The organism is Halobacillus litoralis, from assembly GCF_020524085.2.
Classification (GTDB): Bacteria; Bacillota; Bacilli; order Bacillales; family Halobacillaceae; genus Halobacillus; species Halobacillus litoralis_E.
The window spans coordinates 3,695,612-3,715,927 of sequence record NZ_CP129016.1; the positions used below are offsets into that span (position 1 = coordinate 3,695,612).

Consider the following 20,316-nt stretch of genomic DNA (forward strand, 5'->3'; position numbering starts at 1 on the left):
ATGACAAAAGTAAATGACCAACATTGAAAGCATTAGATTCTCTGAAGCAGCAACTCACACCGCCACAATGCCTCCACTCTTTCTTTAACGATCCCCTTATCATCCGCTCGTTTTTCTAGGCGAAACGGTTGCTGATCTAAAAAGCTTTTTAGGAAAGTATCCATAAAGTCTCCAATGTAGGTCGCCTGTTGATCCGTAATCCATTGGAGAAGCTCATCTTTTTCCTTCGCCCCTGTCTTACAGATATCCATCCATTCACCATAGAGAAGGGGGATTTCAATCCAATCCCTTTCTGTATCTCCCTGCCTGACTAACAGGCCGTCATCGACCAAGTCCACTTCCCATTCATCATTCGATTGTTGGACATGATTTTCTTTATCACTTCGTTGAAAAAAATGCTGAAAATTACTATTTCTGCCTACATACATATATAGTAGATCACTCTTCGAATCCACGATGGGGTCGATACCGATGACTTCGATTCCTTCTTGAAGAAGACTTGACGTCAAATGATATCCAATCCAATGAAAGCAAGGGTTAATGGTCACCATCATAGGCTATCCTCCTCTTCCTTGTCTTCCTACATATTATTCAATGGAAACCTCAATCATGAAGCGATTTCATATTTCCTTTTCATGTACTCTCTGATATGATAAGGATAGATTGTGTATAAAATGAGGTGAATAATGATGCGGATGATTTGGACAATCATTTGGGCTTTCCTATTGAGCTTAATGGCCGCTTATGTAGTCAGTAACATGGCTGGGAGCAGTTTCGCTTTCTCCCAAGTCATCATTATGACAATTCTTTTCACCCTTGCTGCAGTTGTTCTTGGGGAAGGAATCATCAAAGAAGAAGAAGCATAAGCCACACTCAAGCGTTGCTATCCTTCGGGAGGCAACGTTTTTCATTTGGAAAATGATGAAATCCTCCTCTAGCCACAGGCACAAGGTTCCTTTATAATCGGAGAATACGTGAACAAACTCACAATTGTTCTATCAACATAAATAGGAAATATAGATATACAAAAGGAATACAGACGGGCAGGAGGAACAAATAGTATGGAACAACTATGGTTGATTATTAAATATTTATTTTTGGGGATCTTTCAAGGATTTACTGAACCAATACCGATTTCATCCAGTGGCCATTTGGTCATTGCACAGGAATTACTAGGGGTTGAACTGGAAGGACTTACCTTTGAGGTACTAGTGAACTTTGGGTCTCTTGTAGCGGTTTTAATCATCTACCGGGAAGATCTCATTCGATTGATTCAAAATGGATTCGGATACTTATTCCATCGCAGCCAACGCGATCAACAGCAGAAAGATGATTTTGATTTCATCATCTATCTAATCATAGGAACGATTCCGGCTGGGGTGCTCGGCGTTCTTCTAGGAGATGCTATTGAAGTTTTATCTACCGTTCAAACAGTAGGCATCACCTTGATCATCACAGGAATTGCCCTTTGGTTAATTCGTAACATGAGAGGACGTAAAGGCGACGGACAATTAACGTGGAAGGATGCCTTGATTGTTGGGATTGGACAAGCAGTCGCTCTGATACCGGGAATAAGCCGCTCAGGAGCAACGATTGTTGCCGCTATGTTTTTAGGAATGAAACAAGAAACAGCTCTGCGTTTCTCGTTCTTGTTATTTATCCCTGTCAGTCTCGGCACCATGCTACTATCCATTGAAGATGTCATTCATCACGCAAGTGCTGAAAATGCCTGGTTCGCTTATATTATGGCCTTTGCGGGATCTGTCGTCGCTTCGTATTTCTCATTAAAATGGTTCATGGGCATCATGGCTCGTGGCAATCTGAAATACTTTGCGTTTTACTGTTTTATCGTAGGTGGACTTGTCGTGCTATTCTTATAAATTTTAAAAAGCCAGTACAACTCTAATGGTTGTACTGGCTTTTTCTTATAGAATGACTGCATGGATTTAACCCCCCACTAACCGGAGGAATAAAAGCGATAATATCTCCCTCTGTGATGGTTGTATCCTCAGGAGCAAACTCTTCATTGACTGCCATCATACAATTGTTCACTTGGTCGAGCGAATATTCGGAGCGCACTTTTTCTTTTACCTCTCCTAAAGTCATACCTGCTGCAGCCAACCTCACTTCATCCGTTCCAATCGCTTCCTTCAATCCCGCAAAAAATAAGAGTGTATTCATCTGATTTCCTCCTTTAACGGAACCCCCGGCCGGACCTCTTTTTGATCTCCAATCCACTCTTCACCGTCTTCCCAATGTTCCTTTTTCCAAATGGGGACGATCTCCTTGATTCTTTCTATTGCATAGCGGCTGGCTTCATAAGAGTCGTTCCGATGGGGAGTGGAAACAGCAATGATTACAGCAATATCCGTAATTTCAAGACGTCCGATCCGGTGGGCTATGGCTACTTCTGCACTCGGCCATCGCTGTTCGATTTCTTTGGAAATCTGTTCCAGCTTCTTTTCAGCCATATCTTTATATGTCTCATATTGCAAAAAAAGTGTCCGTTTGCCCTTCGTAAATTCTCTTACAGTGCCAATAAATGTATTCACGGCACCCGCCTCTCTTCTGATTACCCTTTTTGTTACTTCTTCAATCTCAAGAGGTTCTGTTGTAATCCAACAACATTGTTCCATCATGCCCCCTCCTTCGCTAGACGGTAGACTTCTGGTAAGCGCTTTCTCCACTCTTTGAGAGATATGGCAGGAAAAGATATTTGATCAATCATGCGCTCATCCCAGCAAATGACTAATTGGATATTCGTCAACTGGCCAAGCAGAGGAAGATCTTCTTCCCTTTTTATAATGACCGCCTTAGGGTAGTGATCCTGCTTGTATCCTTCCACAGCAATTAGATCAGGAGAGAAATGCTCATAAATCTCCACGAGTTGCGTGAGCGGAAAATCATCTTCGTGAGATAATTCAAGCTGAAATCTCCGTGGGCTGTCCACCCCTGTCAAAAATGCGCCCGATTCATGCAGACGATAACTATCTGTATCAAGATGCATGACCTTCAGCGGTTCCTCATGACCATGGTGCTTGATTGCAGCAACTTTCTCACCACGGTCTGTTCCATAGGCAATTAAATCTGAGAGCAATGAGGTCTTTCCAGTGTTTTTGTAACCGACAATTTGAAAAACCGGCGTTTCGGCCATTCGTCTTCCCTCCTTGGTAATCACTCGCACACGTTCAATAACAATGGGGCTTGGATGATGTGCACTGGACCGCGAACGGAACAGAAAAGACAACGCTCTTCGCCGGATCTAACTTCCTTTGTTATGTAAAAACCCCTACCGTCGTTGATACGGCAGGGGCATATCTTCCATAAATCAATCTGGAATTCCAAGAGCTATCTTCGCATAACGGCTCATACGATCTTTGGTCCAAGGTGGATTCCAAACGATATTGACTTTAATTTCATTCAATTCAGGCAAGTCAGCGAGAGATCGTTTGACATCCTGTTCGATATGACCCGCAAGCGGGCAGCCCATCGCCGTTAAAGTCATCGTTACCGTTGTATCGCCATTGTCATCTATATCGACGCCATAGACCAATCCTAAGTTGACGATATCAATGCCGAGCTCAGGGTCAATGACATTCTCAAGGGCACCCATTGCATTTTCTTCAAGTGCAGTTGTACTCACATTAGTTCCCCCTTCACAATTCTTCAAACTCTATTATAAACAAAATTTCAAAGAGAATAAAATATTCCCACTGGTTACAATACTAACTCCAACCAATTGACCATTTCTATGACAGCAAAACGACTGACTTTATGATCACGTCCGACCTCTCTTAGAAAACGAATATTTTCAGGGTTCTTATATTGAGCAATCGCTTCATTATAGAAATCATAGGAATGATCGAATGGAACAACTGGATCCGCATCGCCATGCCAGAAAAACAATGGACGTCCATAAAGCTTATCCATTTGCTTAGAAAGGTCAATACCTTCAAGTGAGCTGTATAATTCATCAAGGTCTGCTTGTTTCAAAGGAAGTGAAACGCCGGAGTTTTCCACATCCTGTATGAGCTTACGGGCAAATTCAACTGGTTTTGGCGACCCCATCATAACAGCAGAAGCTTGAATCCAGGGATACATCGTCAATGCAGCACTCGTCGTGATGCCTCCCATGGACGTTCCGCCGACACCAATGCGGCGATCTTTAATTAGATCCTGGCGATCGAGTTCATCTTTTATATCTTGAAGCTCTTTCAAATTTTGATACACGATATCCCAGAACTTGAAGTTCAGTTCCTGCTTCGGCAGCTCTTCGTCACGTTCTCCATGATGAGCGCTATCAGGAAGAATGACCCGGTACCCCTTTTGAGCAAGGAGATATGCTTGGGGTAAATTATGCTCTTTTGCAGAGGTAAATCCATGGAAATAAATGAACACAGGCAATGGCTGATCTTGTATCGTGGAATCGACAACAGTTAGAGCAGGTACATTTTTATAAGTATTACGGTAAATCCCAATCATTGTTCCTATTTCCTTTCTCCAAAAACTTTACGTTTTGTTTAAGTTGTGTTTATAAATAGTTTATATAATATGTATCGTAACACTGCCATCTTTAATTGGAAAGTGTTAGGTTTTCACTAGGGAAATTCTTTACAATCAACCGCTCTCCCCGATAAACTATACATACAAATGAGGTGAAGATTATGGAACGACATTTGATTGCATTAGATTTAGATGGAACATTATTAACCGATAATAAAGTCATTAGTGAAAAAACGAAAAATACCGTCCTCAAGGCTATGGAACAAGGTCACATCGTAGTCATAGCGACAGGAAGACCACACAGGGCGAGCATCGATTATTATCATGAACTCGGGCTTGAGACACCTATGGTCAATTTCAACGGGGCGCTGATTCACCATCCGAGAGACCACCGTTGGGATGCCATTCACTCTCCATTAGGGATCCGTACCGCTCATAAGATCATTCATACCTGTCATGAACTCGGTGTTAAAAACATTCTCGCTGAAGTGAAAGATGATGTGTATCTGGATCAATATGACGAGGAAATCATGAGTATTTTCCAAACAAAAAACGATTCCATTACCGTCGGGCGCCTTCAATCAAACTTGAAAGAAGACCCGACATCCATCCTCATCCATCCGGAAGAAGACAAAATTCAAAGGCTCCGCGATGAATTGGACGATCATGCTTCTTTAATCGATCACCGTAAATGGGGTGCTCCCTGGCATGTCATTGAAATCGTGCGGGCAGGCATGAACAAAGCTGTCGGGTTGGATAAAATCGCTCGATACTTTCACGTCCCAAATGATCGGATTATCGCCTTCGGTGACGAAGACAATGACTTTGAGATGATTGAATATGCCGGAGTGGGCGTAGCGATGGGAAATGCCATCAATGAACTGAAAGACCTTGCTAATCATGTCACTCATACCAACGAAGAAGATGGAATCGGTGCATTCCTCGATGATTATTTAAAAATTAATAAGCGTGCAATATAAGGTACATTTTTCCTCGCGTAAAAAAAGGCCCTTCTGCCATACTAAGCTTGAACGTGAAAGCGTTCAGGCTTATTTATGACAGGAGGGTCTTGTCATGGAGCAGCAAAAGAAAACCAATCGTAAACAGGATCGCTGGACAGAAGTTCGAAAATTCGACGAGAGCGAGATGGAGCCGAAAAGACTTTCAGAAGCGAATCGTAAAGAAGTCGAAGCTGACCAGCATACGGTAGGAGGGTTTTAACCATGGAGAAAAACCTTTTTGAAAACGCGCGCGATGCGGTCAACCGTTTCACACAAAGACGTGGGGGCAAACACGACGCGACTAGCCAAAATGATATGGAAGCCGCGAAACAAGCGATTCAGTCTGCCTATAGCCAATGTTCTCAAGAAGAGAAACAACAGCTACAGCAGTTTGAACAAGAAGTGGAAACTCACCATAACAACTTACGATAACCATCGTAGAGGATCAGGCCGTTTACAAACGGCCTGATCCTTTTTCAATAAAAGTTTCGTTTTGTTGAAAACTTCTGCCATATTGTTGAAGAACCATGAGTAATAATAGGTGTTTTCATTTATGAAGTTATAAACTTTTCTTATCGGGTATATAATGAGTACCCCCTAATGATTTTCTAAATACATCGAAGCGCCCGATTGAGTGCACAATCGGGCGCTTCGATGTATTTATTGACATTTTCACTTTTCATCATACTGACCCTTTTTTCTCTTTACTAAATTCGTTATGTCGAGCGCTTACATTAGGCTATCCTCCTCTTTTCCTTATCACCATCAGACCATTCCGGAGTACCATAAAGAGAGGAGGAATAAACATGGGCAGTAAGAACGACCAAACCCTTATCGGCTCTTGGATTGTTGCAGCGGGAACAGTTGCTTCAGCGGTAAATGCGTCGATCCATGCCAATACTGGTGACGATGGTGAAGGTCTTGATCTCATCGGGAATACCCTGCAGGCCACGGGAAATGGAGTTGTTGCGAATGATTCAGACTCTATCCTCTCTGCTTCAGGTAATATCATTCAAGCAGCAGGAAACTCTACGATCATTTACAGTATTCTAGGGGATTTAGATAGAAGCACCGGTCTGAACCTTGTTATAAAAGGAAATTTGTTACAAGCACTAGGGGGAGTTGTTGGATTTTCTGAAACCTACGAGGCGGATCCTTCTTTGACGAATGTGTACAAATTAAATGGAGATTTATTACAAGTCGTTGGAAATTCTATTCAGGCTATTGCTGCAGGACGTGAATTGAAAGAAATGGACGCCAGCCATTTTTCTGCACTTGGAAGTTGGATACAGGCAATTGGAGCCATTATTGTAGCCCTTGCTATTACTAAACAGGAACGGAGCCGAGCATAAAATACATAAAGGCCGGGAGTATTCCCGGCCTTTTACTCGAATCGATAATAAGACTTTTTCAATGTGAATGCATATAGGACATGCCCAATCAACCAATACAGAATCGCTGTCCCATCTGTCAAAGCAGGGGTCTCTTTAATGGCTAGTATTGTCAGGGGTACATAGGTGGTGGAAGCAATGGCTGTAAGGAGAATAGCGAGTCCCCAACGGTTGTGATTGGTTTCCTTCAACTTATGCATAAAGGCATAACTATATAGGATACCGATGATCCAGGAAATAATCATATGGAAAAGCCACTCCATGAAAACAGGCCATTCAATGTCACCAATCACAGGGATAAAATCCACATTCATAAGCAAGGTGTACACTTGCTTCCCTGTTATTTTCTCTACAAACCACATATACAAACCAAGAACAACACCCGATGTTGTTCCTATAAAGATTCCCCATCGAATCATAAGCATCCTCCAAGGTTTTAGTAAGCTTCCTGTTTCCTAAGTTCCCTTAATAGCATCTCTAAAACCTGTCTGAGCTCTCGATAATCCCCTTCGAGCATACGGAAGTAAAGAGCTCTCATAAAGTGTTTGCTGTTATTGATGATGATATCCTCATTTGGGTCCTGCCAGGTGTCCCGGACGTAAAGCAATGTTTCCAGCCATCCGACCCGCTCCGCATGGCTGATCTTACCAAACATTTGCATGACCGCTGTCACCATCCGCTCCTCTTCGTCAAAAAGATACGGATGGTCGATCAGGAACTGATTTCGGATTACAGGCAGCATCTCGAGAATTTCTTCTTTTGTTATTTCTTCACAGGCAGCGACACTATAGATCGCGTCAGCCGCATGCGCCATCGCATGGGCCCACCCTTTATCTTTCACATATCCGCGATGATCTTTTTCCTGCTGCATATATTTTTTCAAGTGATCCCATACACGATGGACTTCTTCTTCCTTCAAAAACGGGGAATGTCTGTGCTTTTCCATGATGGGCGGAATGAGCAATACGGAAAAACTACGTTTAAACACAGCATCCTCTTCTTTTTTTGATGTTCCGATTCGGTAAAATAAATAGTTTTTGTTCAAAACAGACTGCAAAATATTCTTTAACTGTTCATTTGAATAATGACCGCGTTCAATAAACGTTGTAAATATAGAATGGATCAAATCATCTCGCAATACAGGATGGACAGATCCGATTTTTTGTAGCATCATAGTGGTGAGCTCTTGTAAGTTTTGACCTTCAGGCAGCGTGTAATCATTATCTTTGATCGGCTGTAACACTTCAATCAATCTTGATTCCATCGCACACACCTCCTAAACATTGCTCTCATTGTACCACAGATATAGGGCAATCATATATCCAAGAGGTTCAGAGTTTTGAAGGTTATTATTTTTTGATAAAATAAGAGGAGACGTAACAGAGGAGGACACTATTATGGCAATTCAAGTACAGGAAACACCAAATCCTAATGCACGTAAATTTACGACTGAGTCTATGATTTTCCAAGGGGACGGCAGCGTGTCTGTCATGCCTGGTCAAACAAGTGAACACAAAATCATGAATGACTTGATGGAACTTGACGGCGTTGATAACGTTTTCGGCTTCCAAAACTTCATCACAGTCAATAAGCTCCCTCAAGCCGACTGGGACGAATTGACTCCTAAAGTAATGAGTACACTAGAAGAATACGGTTATTAAAAAAAATCCGCCATTATGGCGGATTTTTTTATTCTTCCGGTTGGAAGTTTTCTAATGGGATGTAATTCACATTCGTAGGACTTCCATCTTGTGCACTTTCTTCAAACAATGTAAGGGTCAGTGTCCCAAACATCGGAAGGTCTTCTTCAGGAATATCAATCTCAAGCTCAAATGTAGACCATGAAGGAGCACCTTCATCGACTTGGAAGGCTGTTGGTTCTACTTGCACATTATGACCGTCTTCGACACTGTACATGAAGCTTCCTTCAAACACACGTGCCTCTCCTTTAACTACATAGGAACCATTTTCTCCTGTGACAGTAAGATCACGGAAAGCCTGGCCATCTCCATCATGGTGAGATGTTGGGGTTTCTTTTTCAGAGCCTTCTTCCGCTGACTCTTCGTCCTTTTCTGTGTCCTCTTCAATCGTAAAGCTTTGAGTCACTTGGAAAGGATTCGCATCCAATGGCTGGTCATTGATCGTATTCACAAGAAAAGTCATGGTTGCTTCATAAGTTCCAGGCTTTTCAATTCCCGTCCACGTTTCTTTCACATCAAAGACATCCCCTTGAGACAATTCTTCTGTCGTCAATTCTTGGGTGAACATTTTATCAGCAGAGAAGGTGTACACACTCTCTCCCGCTTCATTCTTGACCTGAATTTCATACTTTTGACTGGAAGTAAATCCTAGCGTGACCGGCTCGTCCCCCGCATTTTCTAAGGAAAAGTTGAAGGTTGCCGTGTCTGCTGTCGTATCAATCGTCGCGTCCATGGCCATTTGTTCAATAAGAGCCTCCATATCCACTTCTGGTTCCTGTTCAGATGGTTCCTCCGTCATCTGATCCTCCTTTTCTTCTCCACTCGCTTCATTTTTTGTTTCATTTCCACATGCTGCTAACGAAAGCACCATGGTTCCTAATAAAATGGCCAAAAACTTTTTCATGACCCCACTCCTCTATTTTTTTCTATTTATTACATGAGTCGTTTGTTTATGGAAAAGGTTTCACTATTGGTCATCTTTTCTGAAGAAACCGAAAATACCAGTCGTTTGCACAATGTTTGTGAATGCTTGAGGATCGACTTCCTGAATAATATGTTGCAAATCGTACAGTTCATATCTGGTTATGACCATGACAAGCATATTCTTATCCTGCTGAGTGAAAGCTCCTCTAGCTGGCAACGTAGTAATTCCACGCACCATATGTCCGTGAATCGCTTTTTCTAAATCGGCTGCTTTTGATGTAATAATCATCGCCGTCAGTTTCTCATGACGTGTGTGAACCGCATCAATGACCCGTGTCGTCACATACAATGTCAGCAAAGTGTAGAGCGCATTCTCCGGCTCATACAGTAATCCTGCAATAGCAATAATCGCGCTGTTAAGTATAAGAAAATAAATGCCGATCGGGCGGTCTTTCATCCGGGACAGTACCATCGCTACAATATCGAGACCACCGGTGGAGGCACCCCATTTCAAGGTGATTCCCACACCCATTCCGCCGATGACTCCACCAAACACTGCATTCAGAATGATATCCTCAGATAGTTGCTGGACAGGAATCAATTCAAGAAATAATGTGGTAAAAGCGACTGAAATAGCACTGTAAACGGTAAAACCCTTTCCTACCTTTAACCAACCAAGAATGGCGACCGGAATGTTAAGTAAGAATAGTAGAATACCTGTACTAATCGGGATCCCGGCAAAATCATTCAGAATACTTGTGAGCAACTGGGCAACCCCCGTAAACCCACTCGCATAAACATTAGCTTCAATCAAGAATAAATTCAGCGAAACCGCATTTAACACGGCGCCGAACAGAACAATCAATATACGTTTTATTTCAACAGTAAACACAAGCGAACCTCCTAGCCTAAATTCATCTATTCATTTTTATCACCGTAGTAGAGTAAAATCAAGATAATTTTGGTAGAATCATGTAAAGTTTTGTCGAATGGTTTGCGTCCAGTATATTTTGACTATCTCACGTTTTGTGCCTAAACTAAAAGTACATCCTATAAAATAGAAGGTGACGCGTATGCATTTACAAGTATTGTGTGATTCTGCAAGTGATTTGAACCAAGAAATGTTCCAGAAACTTTCCATCCAATCCCTACCATTAAAAGTCATCATTAACGACGAAGAATATGAAGACGGCATCGATATCACTCCAAAAGAAGTGTACGACCGGATGCGGAATGGAGAAGCACCTAAAACGGCCCAAGTATCCCCTCAAGCTTTTCGAGAAGCGTTCACTACCTTAGCTGAAAAAGGTCAGCCTTTCATTTATTTTGCTTTCTCTTCCGAACTATCAGGTACATACCAAACGGCAAAAATGATTGAACAAGAAGTAAAAGAAGAATATGAGAACGCCCAATTTGATGTCATTGATACAAAAGCCGCTTCGCTTGGCTACGGGCTCATTGTTCTAAGAGCCGCAGAAATGGCAAAGGATGGTGCTTCTTACAATGAAGTGCTTGAACTTGGACAATACCACTCCGCTCATATGGAACACATCTTTACAGTCGATGACCTGGAATACTTACAGCGCGGAGGTCGTGTAAGTCGAACAGCCGCATTTGTAGGAGGGTTATTGAAAATCAAGCCACTCTTGCATATGGAGGATGGAAAACTTATTCCTCTTGAAAAGATCCGCGGTTCGAAAAAAGTAATGAAGCGCATGCTCGAAGTTATGGATGAGCGTGGAGCAGACCTCCAAAACCAACGGATGGCCATCAGCCATGGAGATGACTTGGAACGAGCCGAACAGCTTGCGGAAATGATCAAAGAAACCTACGGCACAAAAGAAATCCACATTGATTATGTGGGAGCAACCATTGGAGCCCATTCCGGACCCGGCACCATTGCCCTGTTTTTCTTGAATGACACTTATAAATAAACATTCCCAAATACATGTAACCCTACTCCCTTAATTACGAATAATAAGTTAAGTGTGGAAGTGTCCTGGTAGACACGACAAGCATAAGTCAGGCCACGTCGTGGCGTTTTTTGCCACAGAGTGGAAGGACTTATGTCTCGAGTGTCTGGACACTGACGCCGGATAACTAAAGGCGCAGGGAGGTTTGGGATGCTCTTCAATGGAGCATTCCACCTCTTGCCTTGCCAAGTCTAATTTAGGGGGTCTTTTTATGTCCAGAAAAAGAAAAATGATCTTACTTATTTTCACCCTCATCATGCTGCTCGCGGCGTGCAGCGGAGAAGACAGCAGCGGAGAGATTACAAGTGAAGAATCGACTAATGAAAGTACTTTGGACCGTACCAATGACTCGTTGGACACAGATACAGAAGATGCACCGAAAACGGGGCTAACGGAAGCAGCAGAAAATGAAACAGAGCAAACGGAAGCTCAGCAAGAGAGAATGATGATCTACGAAGCACACATCGATATTGAAACTAAAGATTTTGACATGTTCCAGGAGAACCTTCAGACACAAATGAATGAATATGAAGCTTATATGGTGGAAACCAATGTTCACAGGACCGAACGTGGAAACAGGCAGGGTCATATTCGGATCCGCGTCCCTCAACCAAATTTTGAGGCCATGCTAAGTGGGTTCGAAAATATATCAGACCAAATCAAATCCAGGAATATCAATAGTAGAGACGTGACGAAGAACTATGTGGATCTTGAATCCAGGTTAAAAGCAAAGGAAGAAATCGAAGCAAGACTTCTAAGTTTTTTGGAAGAAGCCAGCGCAACAAAAGACCTAGTGGAAATATCTCAGGATCTGGAACGCGTCCAATCAGACATTGAATCTCTTAAGGGGGAGATGAACTACTTAGAAAATCAAAGTGACTTTTCCACTATAACCATTTCCTTTACTGAAACCAAAGTCATCGTTGGTGGTGTCGATCAGCAAGACTTGAACACATGGGAGCGGACAAAACAAGCCTTTTTCAACAGTATCAACGGGATAGCAAATGTTGCTTCCTGGCTGTTCGTAGCAGCAATAGGTTACTCACCAGTCCTTGTTCCCGTTCTACTTGTCCTCGCCTTATGGATCTGGAGTCGCAAGAAAAGAAAGGGCGAGTCTGCTGACCAATAACCCCTTTCCACAAGTTGTACGTTTGGGGTTGGAAGACACTAAAGAAGATATAGAAGACGTTGACGTTGAACAGATAAAGCGGCAAAAACATACTCAAAAAAAACAGGCCTACATGGGGCCTGTTTTTTTACGTTGTATCAGCTTTACGATTCTTCAAGCTGATCACGATGACTGCTAGGACAAACAAGGAGAGTACTCCACCTACGAATCCTATAAACAACCAATTGTAGCCACTATTCGGTTCCACAATAAAAACATCGGCTGTTTCACGCTCCATTCCGAGCCGGTAGGTGCCATCGCTTTGCTGACGGACAAGACCATCGTGAAGCAAGCCTCTCAATTGGTGGTCATCTTCCAGCCCTTCCAGGGTCATCGTTCGAGTCTCTTTAGCATTATTGATGGCAATAACCATTTCATTTCCCTCATAGGTGCGTTTAAAAACGGCTAGCCCGTCCTCGTTATACACTTCGCGGTAATCCCCTCTGGTGAGGACTGGAAACTGTTCTCTCATTGAAGTCAGTTTTTCTATCCGTTGTTTCAGCTTTTCATCTCCGGCCTTAAAATTCATCATCGGGAGGTTTTGCGGATCTCCCCCATCATCTAATGGTGTTTCCGTTCCGTAGTACACCACCGGAATACCCGGCGCTGTAAATACATGCGTTAAAGCCAACTGCCACCTTGTGATAGGGTTTTGTCCTTCTTCGACAGCTTCATGTGTAAAACGGGACACGTCATAAAAGTCAAGCAGATGCGGTTGTGTAAGATCTTCTTCTGTTAAAAGATTGTTTAAAGTGTTTCCAGCTTGACTAAAAGCCTCTCTAGTCACTTCTCTGAACGTATGACCTTCTCTGATTGATGAGTTGTACACAATGAGTGAATCATCCTGTAAGGACGTTTCACTTAAATCCGAATCATTCGTGATGGTCCTGAAACCATCTACCCCTGTTTTTTCTTTCCAATAATCCATTGTTTCTTTGAAGTAAGTGCCTACATCTTTCTGATTTACATCGACTTGAAGCAATTGATCAAACCACGGATGCTCGCTTGAGACCTCTTCACCTGTCAGCCACTCGGACTTAGCTTCATTCTCTGCCCACGGATGGTTTTCAGATACAAATCCAACAGGAAGATCAAAAATCACTTTTATATCACGGGCATGAGCTTCTTCCACAACTTTTCTCGCTTCTTCCATCGTGCCGAAATGTTCTTCAACATTACGGAAGTCTGAAATATGGAAGCCGTGGTAGCTATCTCCCTCATTCTGCATAATCGGGGAAAGTTGAATAGTAGTAAAACCCAATTCTTTTATGTAATCCAATTGATCTACAATCCCTGGTAAATCTCCACCGTGATAAACCTTGGGATCTTCCAAATCTGCTCCATTATTGTTATTCATATCTCCGTTCATGAACCGATCGACAACAATATAATAAACGCTTTCATCCTGCCATTGCCTCTCTCCACTTTTTTCAGCATCCGCCACGATAGGTAACCCCAGCAAAAACGGGAGGCATGCCAACAGCATTATTGCTCTTCTCATCTTTTGTGTCCCCCTTACAGATGTCATACCTCACTCTAGAGTATCCCTTCCAACCTTCCTCCGTCAATCTCCTTCCTGATTCTCCATGAAATTGACACAGGTCAACTAAAAAAACAGACCTATGGAAGGTCTGTTTCTAACCGAACGTGTTTATTTAGCACAAACTACAGATTGTTGGATAGAACAACAACCCTCATTCAGAAAGAGATGCGTTTGTAGGCCTGCATCACATTTTGGTTATGTTGGTCAGAGCCATCAACATTACCACTTTTGAAAACAGGGGGGTTTTTCTCCACTTTCTGCGATTCTCTCAATCGTTCTTGTCATAAGCTCATGTAAAATCCCCGCTCCTACTACTGAAGAAACTGGTGAATAGGATTGATCCCCTTTTTGCATGATCGTATCCCCAACTGGAACTTCCATGTCAATGACCTCATCTACGATATCCTCAATCCTGTAGTTACTGTGGTGTCGAGAATGTTGACTTTCTTTATAATCCAGAGAGGTTAATCCCACAGTGTACAAACCTCTTTCCTTACAATAAATTGCTGTTTCAATAGGAGCTGGATTTCGTCCGGATGTAGAAATAATGAGGACCGCATCTTTTTTCTGCAAGTCTTCCTTCTCCAAATAAGGCTGAACCAAGCCAGATTTGCGTTCATTTTCACTAGCTTGCCTTGCTCCTCGATGCAGCATCAATTCTTCTATCCATATCGGATGCACAGGTACAAGTCCTCCCGCCCTGTAGAATACGTCCTGAGCAAGTAAACTGAAGTGGCCACAACCAAATGTATGGACAATCCCTCCTCCTTGGATGATTCGTGAAAGGTTTTCACTAACTTCAACAAATTTACTAAACTGGGAAGATTCAATGTCCAACAATTTCTGGGATACATTTGTTAAATAGCTCATCTCGAACTCCTTATCGATCAATATCCGTGATGAATTTATACCGATCGGCACGGTAGGTGGATTTAACGACCTCAAACGGAACGCTTTGAGCAAGAAAGCTTTTTCGCTCAATATGAAGCACTGGGGAATGAGGAAAAATATTTAAGTGTTCGGCTTCTTCCTCATCGGCAGCACGCGCTTCGATAATCTGGCGTGCCTGGCTGATGGCCATGCCTAAATCGTGCTCTACATAATGATAAATCGATCCATGCACAATATCTTCGGTTAAGTTCGGCAGTAATTCTTGAGGCATAAACGTAGTTTCGATGGCCATAGGTTTGTCCTCGGCTATCCTTATTCGCTGAATACAGTACACTTTTTCCTCTTCTTCTAAATTCAGCTTTTCCCGGATATCTCTTGGTGCTGCAATGACATCAAAGGCTAGCAGTTGACTGCTCGATGTCATTCCTCTCTGTTTCATGTCTTCCGTAAAACTCGTCAAACCTTTTAGCGGCTGTTCGAGTTTCTTTTCTGCCACATATGTCCCTTTTCCTTTTTCACGATAAAGTACTCCTGCGTTCACCAAATTCGTCACTGCCTGCCTTACGGTCATACGACTGACTTCAAACTGCTCGGAAAGCTCACGCTCAGACGGGATCATTTTACCGACCTCATACTCTTTTTGCTCTATTTTTTGCTTCAGATACTCTTCAATCTGATAATACAGTGGTAACGGAACGTTTTTCTTTAACAAAGGATTCACCCTTTCCGTTGAACTTTCTTATACGCATCCTTATCCACAATTAAAGTAATGTCATCATGGCTTTTCAGTGAAGAGGCAGGAAACTGCTCATCAAGCTCCCACTGGATCAGTTGGAGGATGGCTTCCGCCTTTCGTTCTCCGGAAGCCAAAAGAATGATTTTTCTACTTTTCAATATGGAACGGATGCCCATCGTAATCGCTTTTGTCGGTACATCTTCCATAGATTCAAAGAAACGGGCATTGGCTTCCCGCGTTGAATCGGTCAGGTGCACAATATGTGTCTCACTATCAAACGAAGTGCCTGGTTCATTAAAACCGATATGTCCATTCTCTCCAATGCCGAGTAATTGCAGATCGGGTGGCCCAATCTGGTCGATCACTTTTTCATAACGACTGCACTCTTGTTCCAAATCCTCGGTTTTACCAAAAGGAATGTGAGTGTTTTCAAGATCGATATTGATCAATCGAAACAAGTGTTGGTCCATGAAATGTCGGTAGCTCTGAGGATGTTCAGGAGCCAAGCCGACGTATTCATCTAAATTGATTGTACTTAAAAGAGAATAATCTGCACGTCCCTCGTGATAGCCCTTGATCAATTCATGGTAGGTACCAAGAGGAGTTCCACCTGTAGCTAATCCTAGCACAGAATCCGGCTTTTCTGTGATTTGTTCTTCTATCATTTGGGAAGCTGTCTGACTCATTTCCTTATAATCATTCGCAACAATAACATTCATCAGGCTCCCCCCTTACCATCATAACTGATAACTCCGCGGCAGATCGTTGTCACTACACGACCCTCTTCATCTAAAAGGACCAGGTCTGCATCTTTCCCTTTCGCAATACTTCCTTTTCGGTCATACACCCCTAGCTCACGAGCTGCATTGGCGGAGGTCATTTTTACTAATTCAGCTGGATCCACTCCAGAAAAGGTGCGCATTTTTCTAGCCGCTTCTTCCAGTGTTAATATACTGCCTGCAAGCGTGCCGTCAGAAAGGCGGGCTTCCCCATTATTCACCGTCACATTCTGTCCCGCAAGATCATAGGTGCCTGCAGGAAGACACTTGGCCCTCATCGCATCTGTAATTAGTATCGTTCGATCACTCCCAAGGATTTGATAAGCTAACCGGACTGCTTCTGGATGAATGTGGATGTGATCGACAATCATCTCAACGAGAAGCTCCCGGTTCGTTAATGCTGCTCCAACCAAGCCCGGTTCCCTGTGGTGTAGACCACTCATTTGATTGTATAAATGTGTCACATGACTCGCGCCTTTATCAACCGCCTCATTCGCTTCGGCCAAAGTGGCCTCGCTATGACCCAATGAACAGATGACACCTTTTTTCCTGACCTCTTCAATAAAGGGAAGAGCGCCCTCCAATTCAGGAGCCAAGGTTACGAGTTTGATTTGTTGTTGACTATCTTTCTGCCAATTTTCAAAAAGGCTGAGGCTTGGTTCGGTAATATGCTCCGCAGGCTGCGCCCCCGCTTTTGACGGTGAAATAAAGGGACCTTCGAGATGAATGCCAAGAACTTCCGCTTGTCCATCTCTTTGCTGATGTTCCATATACGTTCCCACATTTGTGACGGCTTGAGTAATTCTCTCTTTTGATTGTGTCATGGTTGTGGCAAGAAAACTCGTCGTTCCTTCCTTAGGTAACTGAACGGCCACCCCACGCAATGCTTCTTCAGTAGCGTCCATCACATCATGACCATTCGCCCCGTGGATGTGTACGTCAATGAATCCTGGAAGGAGCGTAAGGTTTCTGCCTTTCCCATCAATGACAGAATCCCCTTCCTTAATGACGAACCCTTCCTGAATTTCTTCTATTTTCCCATCACTCACTGTCACAGAACCAGAGGGAATCGTCCCGTTTTCCATTACAACGGTTACATTCGAAATGACCAAATCACTCATTTCCTTTGCCTCCTTCCTCTACTCTCATTACCCCTTTTTGTCCTTTTTCCAAATATCCTTTTTTCAAAAGTTCCACAGTAGCTCCTTCCGCATTTGTGAAGATGAACGGTGTCACGATCGAAGGCGCATTCGCTTTGACAAATTCAAGATCCACACGCAGCAACGGCTTTCCTTGTTTCACCTTTTGCCCAGATCCAACAAGTGCTTCGAACCCATCTCCATTCAACTTAACCGTATCCAAACCAACGTGCATCAGCATTTCCAGTCCATTCTCCAGTTCAAGCCCAATGGCATGTTTTGTCGGGAAAACTTGAAGGACCTTCCCATTCACAGGTGAATGAAAAGTATCGCCAGACGGGTCGATGGCAAAACCTGGTCCCATCATCCCTTGGGCAAAAACATCATCCGGGACTTCAGAGAGAGGAAGTACGTTACCATTCAACGGCATTTGAAAATCTTCTTCTTTTACTTTTCTAGATGGAACTTTCTCTACAGCTGGAACTTGTTCATCCTGTACACCTTTAGGAAGGTGATATCCATGTTCCATTTGTTTTTTCATTGCATCCGCGACAAACTCGACAGAAGTACCTACAATCACTTGAAGATTCCTTTTTCCAAGTTTCATGACTCCACGTGCTCCTTGACGCTTCAACTCTTTTTCATTGACTTTCTCACGATCTCTCATTTCAAGGCGGAGACGAGTGGTGCAATAATCTAACGTTTCTATGTTTTCAGGACCACCTAACGCATGGAGATAGTAGGAAGCTTTCGCATCATAATCACTGCTTTCTGTTTCAGTGGATTCCTTTTCCACTTCTTCGTCTTCTCTCCCTGGTGTTTTCAAATCCAGTTTGATAATAAGGAAATAAAAAATAAGGAAGTAGATCGCTCCCATAAATAATCCAATTAAAATCAGAGTGAACGGATTCTGTGCAATATTGTAGTTCAGTAAGAAGTCAATTAAACCTGCCGAAAAACCAAAACCATGTCTGACATCAAACACAAATGCAAGAATCATCGACACACCAGTCAGCAAGGAGTGAACGACATATAAAAGTGGAGAAAGGAACATGAAAGAAAATTCAATTGGTTCGGTAACCCCCCGTAATAAAGGATGTCAAACCAATACTCAAAAACATTCCTCCGACCGCTGCTTTTCTCTCTTTTTTTGCTGCCGCATACATAGCTAGACAGGCAGCCGGCAATCCGAACATCATGACAGGGAAAAAGCCAGCCAGGAAGTAACCAGCGGAAGGGTCGCCATTTAGGAAACGATTGATTTCCCCGCGCACAACTTCTCCAGCCTCTGTCGTAAATGTACCGAAGTCAAACCAGATTAATGCATTCATGACATGGTGTAATCCAACCGGAATCAGAAGACGGTTCAGCACACCATAGACACCAACTCCAAGTTCTCCACCGTTTAAAATCCAGTTTGCCGTAGAATCAAGAACAGCTTGTGGATACACCCATACATATCCGAATACAAAGGAAAGCACGACCATAACTGCTGAGGTGATGATCGGAACGAAGCGTTTACCTCCAAAGAAAGAAAGGAAGTCCGGGAATTTCACATCATTGTACTTGTTGTACAACATTCCGGCGATCACACCAGCAATTACGCCGGCAAAAACCCCCATATCCACGTCCTTATTTATAGCTTCTATTCCACCATCCAAGACCAAGTAACCAATAGCACCCGCTAAAGCAGCTGCCCCATTCCCATCTTTCGCAAACCCCATCGCAATACCAATAGCAAAGATAAGAGCCAAATTACCGAGAATCCCGTTACCAGCTGCCGTTATAAACGGAATATTCAACATATCTTCCATCCCTAATCGCACAAGCAAAGCCGCAGCCGGCAATGTAGCGATTGGGAACATTAATGATTTACCTATTCGTTGTAAAAAACTTAGCATTGTCGCTAACCTCCTTCAAATTGAAAACGTTTTACTGAAGTTATCTTACCACCATGTTTTCTAGTTGTCTATACCAGTAAGTGATGTTTGAATATTCTATAAAAAATAAGATATTCTCCTTACCTACATTTTCTACACATTTCTATGATTTAACCTTATTAAAGAATATGGAAGGATTGTGGAAGACTCAGTTTCGGGATGTTTGTGTGCGTGTAGGGGCTCCGGGAAACCGTTCGCCCCTTGGCCGTATGAGTGTCCCGAAACCAATTCTAGAATATGCAGGCATTCAGCTTGGTGGGAGTATAAGGTTAAAACACCCCCATGACCAGGTGTTTGAATCCTGAGAGCTTAATACAGAGGCTTTATGCTTCTAACAGTGGGATAGCGGAAGACAATCCAACATGGTATAGGGGTTCGTTTCTCACAACAATGAATGGGGTGGTTGGGAAGCTGAGAGACTCCCGCGTGAATGGATTGGCTGGCGAGACCCCACAGAGCGGAGCTCGAGGAGGCTTGCCGTCATCCCCGCAGGAAAGCGAGCTGCTTCCCAACCACCCCTAACGCTCATTATGGCAACGAACCACGGAAACATCTCGAAACTGAGTCTTCAACTAAAGGGAGCAATTCTGGGATTGGAGGAATTGAAAAAACCGCCCTGGCTTGGGCG

General features: G+C 43.1%; 24 protein-coding genes and 1 pseudogene. 9 read left to right on the forward strand and 16 right to left on the reverse strand.

What is annotated here, in order from left to right; genetic code table 11:
* Positions 1-32 precede the first annotated feature (32 nt).
* Positions 33-554, reverse strand: coding sequence for a hypothetical protein (locus LC065_RS18960; RefSeq protein ID WP_226588087.1), 522 nt, complete (start codon positions 552-554; stop codon positions 33-35).
* A gap of 132 nt (positions 555-686) precedes the next feature.
* Between LC065_RS18960 and LC065_RS18965 the strand changes: the two genes are divergently transcribed.
* Complete coding sequence (locus LC065_RS18965) at positions 687-866, forward strand: YjzD family protein (RefSeq protein ID WP_371933374.1); 180 nt, start codon at positions 687-689, stop codon at positions 864-866.
* A 195-nt stretch (positions 867-1,061) separates the two neighbouring features.
* The gene (locus LC065_RS18970; RefSeq protein ID WP_226588086.1) at positions 1,062-1,880 is read left to right on the forward strand and encodes an undecaprenyl-diphosphate phosphatase; all 819 of its coding nucleotides are present in this window, start codon (positions 1,062-1,064) and stop codon (positions 1,878-1,880) included.
* Between the two features lie 22 nt (positions 1,881-1,902).
* Here LC065_RS18970 and moaD read toward each other — a convergent pair whose 3' ends face one another.
* From moaD to LC065_RS18995, 5 genes are all read right to left on the reverse strand, one after another.
* Positions 1,903-2,181 (reverse strand): molybdopterin converting factor subunit 1, encoded by a 279-nt coding sequence (moaD, locus tag LC065_RS18975; RefSeq protein ID WP_306163631.1) that lies wholly within the window; start codon positions 2,179-2,181, stop codon positions 1,903-1,905.
* Positions 2,178-2,639: a molybdenum cofactor biosynthesis protein MoaE gene (locus LC065_RS18980; protein ID WP_226588082.1), complete on the reverse strand. Its 462-nt coding sequence runs from the start codon at positions 2,637-2,639 to the stop codon at positions 2,178-2,180. Before LC065_RS18980 ends, moaD begins: the two co-directional genes overlap by 4 nt.
* On the reverse strand, positions 2,636-3,154 hold the full coding sequence (mobB, locus tag LC065_RS18985) for a molybdopterin-guanine dinucleotide biosynthesis protein B (protein WP_226588081.1): 519 nt from the start codon (positions 3,152-3,154) through the stop codon (positions 2,636-2,638). Before mobB ends, LC065_RS18980 begins: the two co-directional genes overlap by 4 nt.
* Before the next feature lie 174 nt (positions 3,155-3,328).
* Positions 3,329-3,613: a metal-sulfur cluster assembly factor gene (locus LC065_RS18990; protein WP_089654274.1), complete on the reverse strand. Its 285-nt coding sequence runs from the start codon at positions 3,611-3,613 to the stop codon at positions 3,329-3,331.
* A 104-nt stretch (positions 3,614-3,717) separates the two neighbouring features.
* A complete protein-coding gene (locus LC065_RS18995; protein ID WP_226588078.1) occupies positions 3,718-4,482 on the reverse strand; it encodes an alpha/beta fold hydrolase in 765 nt (254 codons plus the stop codon).
* 182 nt (positions 4,483-4,664) lie between these two features.
* Between LC065_RS18995 and LC065_RS19000 the strand changes: the two genes are divergently transcribed.
* From LC065_RS19000 to LC065_RS19015, 4 genes are all read left to right on the forward strand, one after another.
* Entirely contained in the window at positions 4,665-5,483 is an 819-nt protein-coding gene (locus LC065_RS19000) for a Cof-type HAD-IIB family hydrolase (RefSeq protein ID WP_226588076.1), read from the forward strand.
* A gap of 94 nt (positions 5,484-5,577) precedes the next feature.
* Positions 5,578-5,724, forward strand: coding sequence for a hypothetical protein (locus LC065_RS19005; protein WP_226588074.1), 147 nt, complete (start codon positions 5,578-5,580; stop codon positions 5,722-5,724).
* Between the two features lie 2 nt (positions 5,725-5,726).
* Positions 5,727-5,936 carry a DUF3813 domain-containing protein gene (locus tag LC065_RS19010; RefSeq protein ID WP_226588072.1) on the forward strand — a complete coding sequence of 70 codons (210 nt, stop codon included), beginning with the start codon at positions 5,727-5,729 and terminating at the stop codon, positions 5,934-5,936.
* Between the two features lie 374 nt (positions 5,937-6,310).
* Complete coding sequence (locus LC065_RS19015; RefSeq protein WP_226588070.1) at positions 6,311-6,856, forward strand: DUF6944 family repetitive protein; 546 nt, start codon at positions 6,311-6,313, stop codon at positions 6,854-6,856.
* A 32-nt stretch (positions 6,857-6,888) separates the two neighbouring features.
* Here the strand turns inward: LC065_RS19015 and LC065_RS19020 are convergent, their stop codons facing one another.
* Positions 6,889-7,314, reverse strand: a complete 426-nt coding sequence (locus LC065_RS19020; protein ID WP_226588068.1) for a hypothetical protein — start codon at positions 7,312-7,314, stop codon at positions 6,889-6,891.
* A 17-nt stretch (positions 7,315-7,331) separates the two neighbouring features.
* Positions 7,332-8,159, reverse strand: coding sequence for a DUF2785 domain-containing protein (locus tag LC065_RS19025; RefSeq protein ID WP_226588066.1), 828 nt, complete (start codon positions 8,157-8,159; stop codon positions 7,332-7,334).
* 133 nt (positions 8,160-8,292) lie between these two features.
* Here LC065_RS19025 and LC065_RS19030 point away from each other — a divergent pair, with 133 nt between their 5' ends.
* Positions 8,293-8,556 carry a NifU N-terminal domain-containing protein gene (locus LC065_RS19030; protein ID WP_089654261.1) on the forward strand — a complete coding sequence of 88 codons (264 nt, stop codon included), beginning with the start codon at positions 8,293-8,295 and terminating at the stop codon, positions 8,554-8,556.
* 28 nt (positions 8,557-8,584) lie between these two features.
* Here the strand turns inward: LC065_RS19030 and LC065_RS19035 are convergent, their stop codons facing one another.
* Together LC065_RS19035 and LC065_RS19040 are read right to left on the reverse strand one after the other, a co-directional pair.
* Positions 8,585-9,499 carry a BsuPI-related putative proteinase inhibitor gene (locus LC065_RS19035; protein WP_226588064.1) on the reverse strand — a complete coding sequence of 305 codons (915 nt, stop codon included), beginning with the start codon at positions 9,497-9,499 and terminating at the stop codon, positions 8,585-8,587.
* Positions 9,500-9,562: 63 nt separating this feature from the next.
* Positions 9,563-10,411: a YitT family protein gene (locus LC065_RS19040; protein WP_226588062.1), complete on the reverse strand. Its 849-nt coding sequence runs from the start codon at positions 10,409-10,411 to the stop codon at positions 9,563-9,565.
* Between the two features lie 181 nt (positions 10,412-10,592).
* Here LC065_RS19040 and LC065_RS19045 point away from each other — a divergent pair, with 181 nt between their 5' ends.
* On the forward strand, positions 10,593-11,453 hold the full coding sequence (locus LC065_RS19045; protein ID WP_226588060.1) for a DegV family protein: 861 nt from the start codon (positions 10,593-10,595) through the stop codon (positions 11,451-11,453).
* 250 nt (positions 11,454-11,703) lie between these two features.
* Complete coding sequence (locus LC065_RS19050; RefSeq protein ID WP_226588058.1) at positions 11,704-12,621, forward strand: DUF4349 domain-containing protein; 918 nt, start codon at positions 11,704-11,706, stop codon at positions 12,619-12,621.
* A gap of 127 nt (positions 12,622-12,748) precedes the next feature.
* Here the strand turns inward: LC065_RS19050 and LC065_RS19055 are convergent, their stop codons facing one another.
* The 6 genes and pseudogenes from LC065_RS19055 to nagE all read right to left on the reverse strand — a co-directional run bounded on the left by LC065_RS19055 (position 12,749) and on the right by nagE (position 19,649).
* Entirely contained in the window at positions 12,749-14,161 is a 1,413-nt protein-coding gene (locus LC065_RS19055; protein ID WP_226588056.1) for an alpha-amylase family glycosyl hydrolase, read from the reverse strand.
* A gap of 261 nt (positions 14,162-14,422) precedes the next feature.
* Complete coding sequence (locus LC065_RS19060; RefSeq protein WP_306163632.1) at positions 14,423-15,073, reverse strand: sugar isomerase domain-containing protein; 651 nt, start codon at positions 15,071-15,073, stop codon at positions 14,423-14,425.
* Between the two features lie 10 nt (positions 15,074-15,083).
* Complete coding sequence (locus LC065_RS19065) at positions 15,084-15,806, reverse strand: GntR family transcriptional regulator (protein ID WP_226588052.1); 723 nt, start codon at positions 15,804-15,806, stop codon at positions 15,084-15,086.
* Positions 15,807-15,811: 5 nt separating this feature from the next.
* Positions 15,812-16,549, reverse strand: coding sequence for a glucosamine-6-phosphate deaminase (nagB, locus tag LC065_RS19070; RefSeq protein ID WP_306163633.1), 738 nt, complete (start codon positions 16,547-16,549; stop codon positions 15,812-15,814).
* Positions 16,549-17,730 (reverse strand): N-acetylglucosamine-6-phosphate deacetylase, encoded by a 1,182-nt coding sequence (gene nagA / locus LC065_RS19075; protein WP_226588048.1) that lies wholly within the window; start codon positions 17,728-17,730, stop codon positions 16,549-16,551. The genes nagB and nagA overlap by 1 nt, the downstream gene beginning before the upstream one ends.
* Positions 17,723-19,649, reverse strand: a pseudogene (nagE, locus tag LC065_RS19080) (N-acetylglucosamine-specific PTS transporter subunit IIBC). Before nagE ends, nagA begins: the two are co-directional and overlap by 8 nt.
* Between the last annotated feature and the right edge of the window lie 667 nt (positions 19,650-20,316).

Coding starts and splice junctions, on each gene's coding strand:
- LC065_RS19010 (WP_226588072.1), top strand. CDS start 5,727: ATGGAGAAAAACCTTTTTGAAAACGCGCGCGATGCGGTCAACCGTTTC.
- LC065_RS19020 (WP_226588068.1), bottom strand. CDS start 7,314: ATGATTCGATGGGGAATCTTTATAGGAACAACATCGGGTGTTGTTCTT.
- LC065_RS19060 (WP_306163632.1), bottom strand. CDS start 15,073: ATGAGCTATTTAACAAATGTATCCCAGAAATTGTTGGACATTGAATCT.
- LC065_RS19030 (WP_089654261.1), top strand. CDS start 8,293: ATGGCAATTCAAGTACAGGAAACACCAAATCCTAATGCACGTAAATTT.
- LC065_RS19035 (WP_226588064.1), bottom strand. CDS start 9,499: ATGAAAAAGTTTTTGGCCATTTTATTAGGAACCATGGTGCTTTCGTTA.
- nagB (WP_306163633.1), bottom strand. CDS start 16,549: ATGAATGTTATTGTTGCGAATGATTATAAGGAAATGAGTCAGACAGCT.
- LC065_RS19045 (WP_226588060.1), top strand. CDS start 10,593: ATGCATTTACAAGTATTGTGTGATTCTGCAAGTGATTTGAACCAAGAA.
- LC065_RS19000 (WP_226588076.1), top strand. CDS start 4,665: ATGGAACGACATTTGATTGCATTAGATTTAGATGGAACATTATTAACC.
- LC065_RS18960 (WP_226588087.1), bottom strand. CDS start 554: ATGATGGTGACCATTAACCCTTGCTTTCATTGGATTGGATATCATTTG.
- LC065_RS18965 (WP_371933374.1), top strand. CDS start 687: ATGATGCGGATGATTTGGACAATCATTTGGGCTTTCCTATTGAGCTTA.
- LC065_RS19055 (WP_226588056.1), bottom strand. CDS start 14,161: ATGAGAAGAGCAATAATGCTGTTGGCATGCCTCCCGTTTTTGCTGGGG.
- LC065_RS19005 (WP_226588074.1), top strand. CDS start 5,578: ATGGAGCAGCAAAAGAAAACCAATCGTAAACAGGATCGCTGGACAGAA.
- LC065_RS19050 (WP_226588058.1), top strand. CDS start 11,704: ATGTCCAGAAAAAGAAAAATGATCTTACTTATTTTCACCCTCATCATG.
- LC065_RS19015 (WP_226588070.1), top strand. CDS start 6,311: ATGGGCAGTAAGAACGACCAAACCCTTATCGGCTCTTGGATTGTTGCA.
- LC065_RS18990 (WP_089654274.1), bottom strand. CDS start 3,613: ATGGGTGCCCTTGAGAATGTCATTGACCCTGAGCTCGGCATTGATATC.
- LC065_RS18980 (WP_226588082.1), bottom strand. CDS start 2,639: ATGATGGAACAATGTTGTTGGATTACAACAGAACCTCTTGAGATTGAA.
- LC065_RS18970 (WP_226588086.1), top strand. CDS start 1,062: ATGGAACAACTATGGTTGATTATTAAATATTTATTTTTGGGGATCTTT.
- nagA (WP_226588048.1), bottom strand. CDS start 17,730: ATGAGTGATTTGGTCATTTCGAATGTAACCGTTGTAATGGAAAACGGG.
- mobB (WP_226588081.1), bottom strand. CDS start 3,154: ATGGCCGAAACGCCGGTTTTTCAAATTGTCGGTTACAAAAACACTGGA.
- moaD (WP_306163631.1), bottom strand. CDS start 2,181: ATGAATACACTCTTATTTTTTGCGGGATTGAAGGAAGCGATTGGAACG.
- LC065_RS19025 (WP_226588066.1), bottom strand. CDS start 8,159: ATGGAATCAAGATTGATTGAAGTGTTACAGCCGATCAAAGATAATGAT.
- LC065_RS18995 (WP_226588078.1), bottom strand. CDS start 4,482: ATGATTGGGATTTACCGTAATACTTATAAAAATGTACCTGCTCTAACT.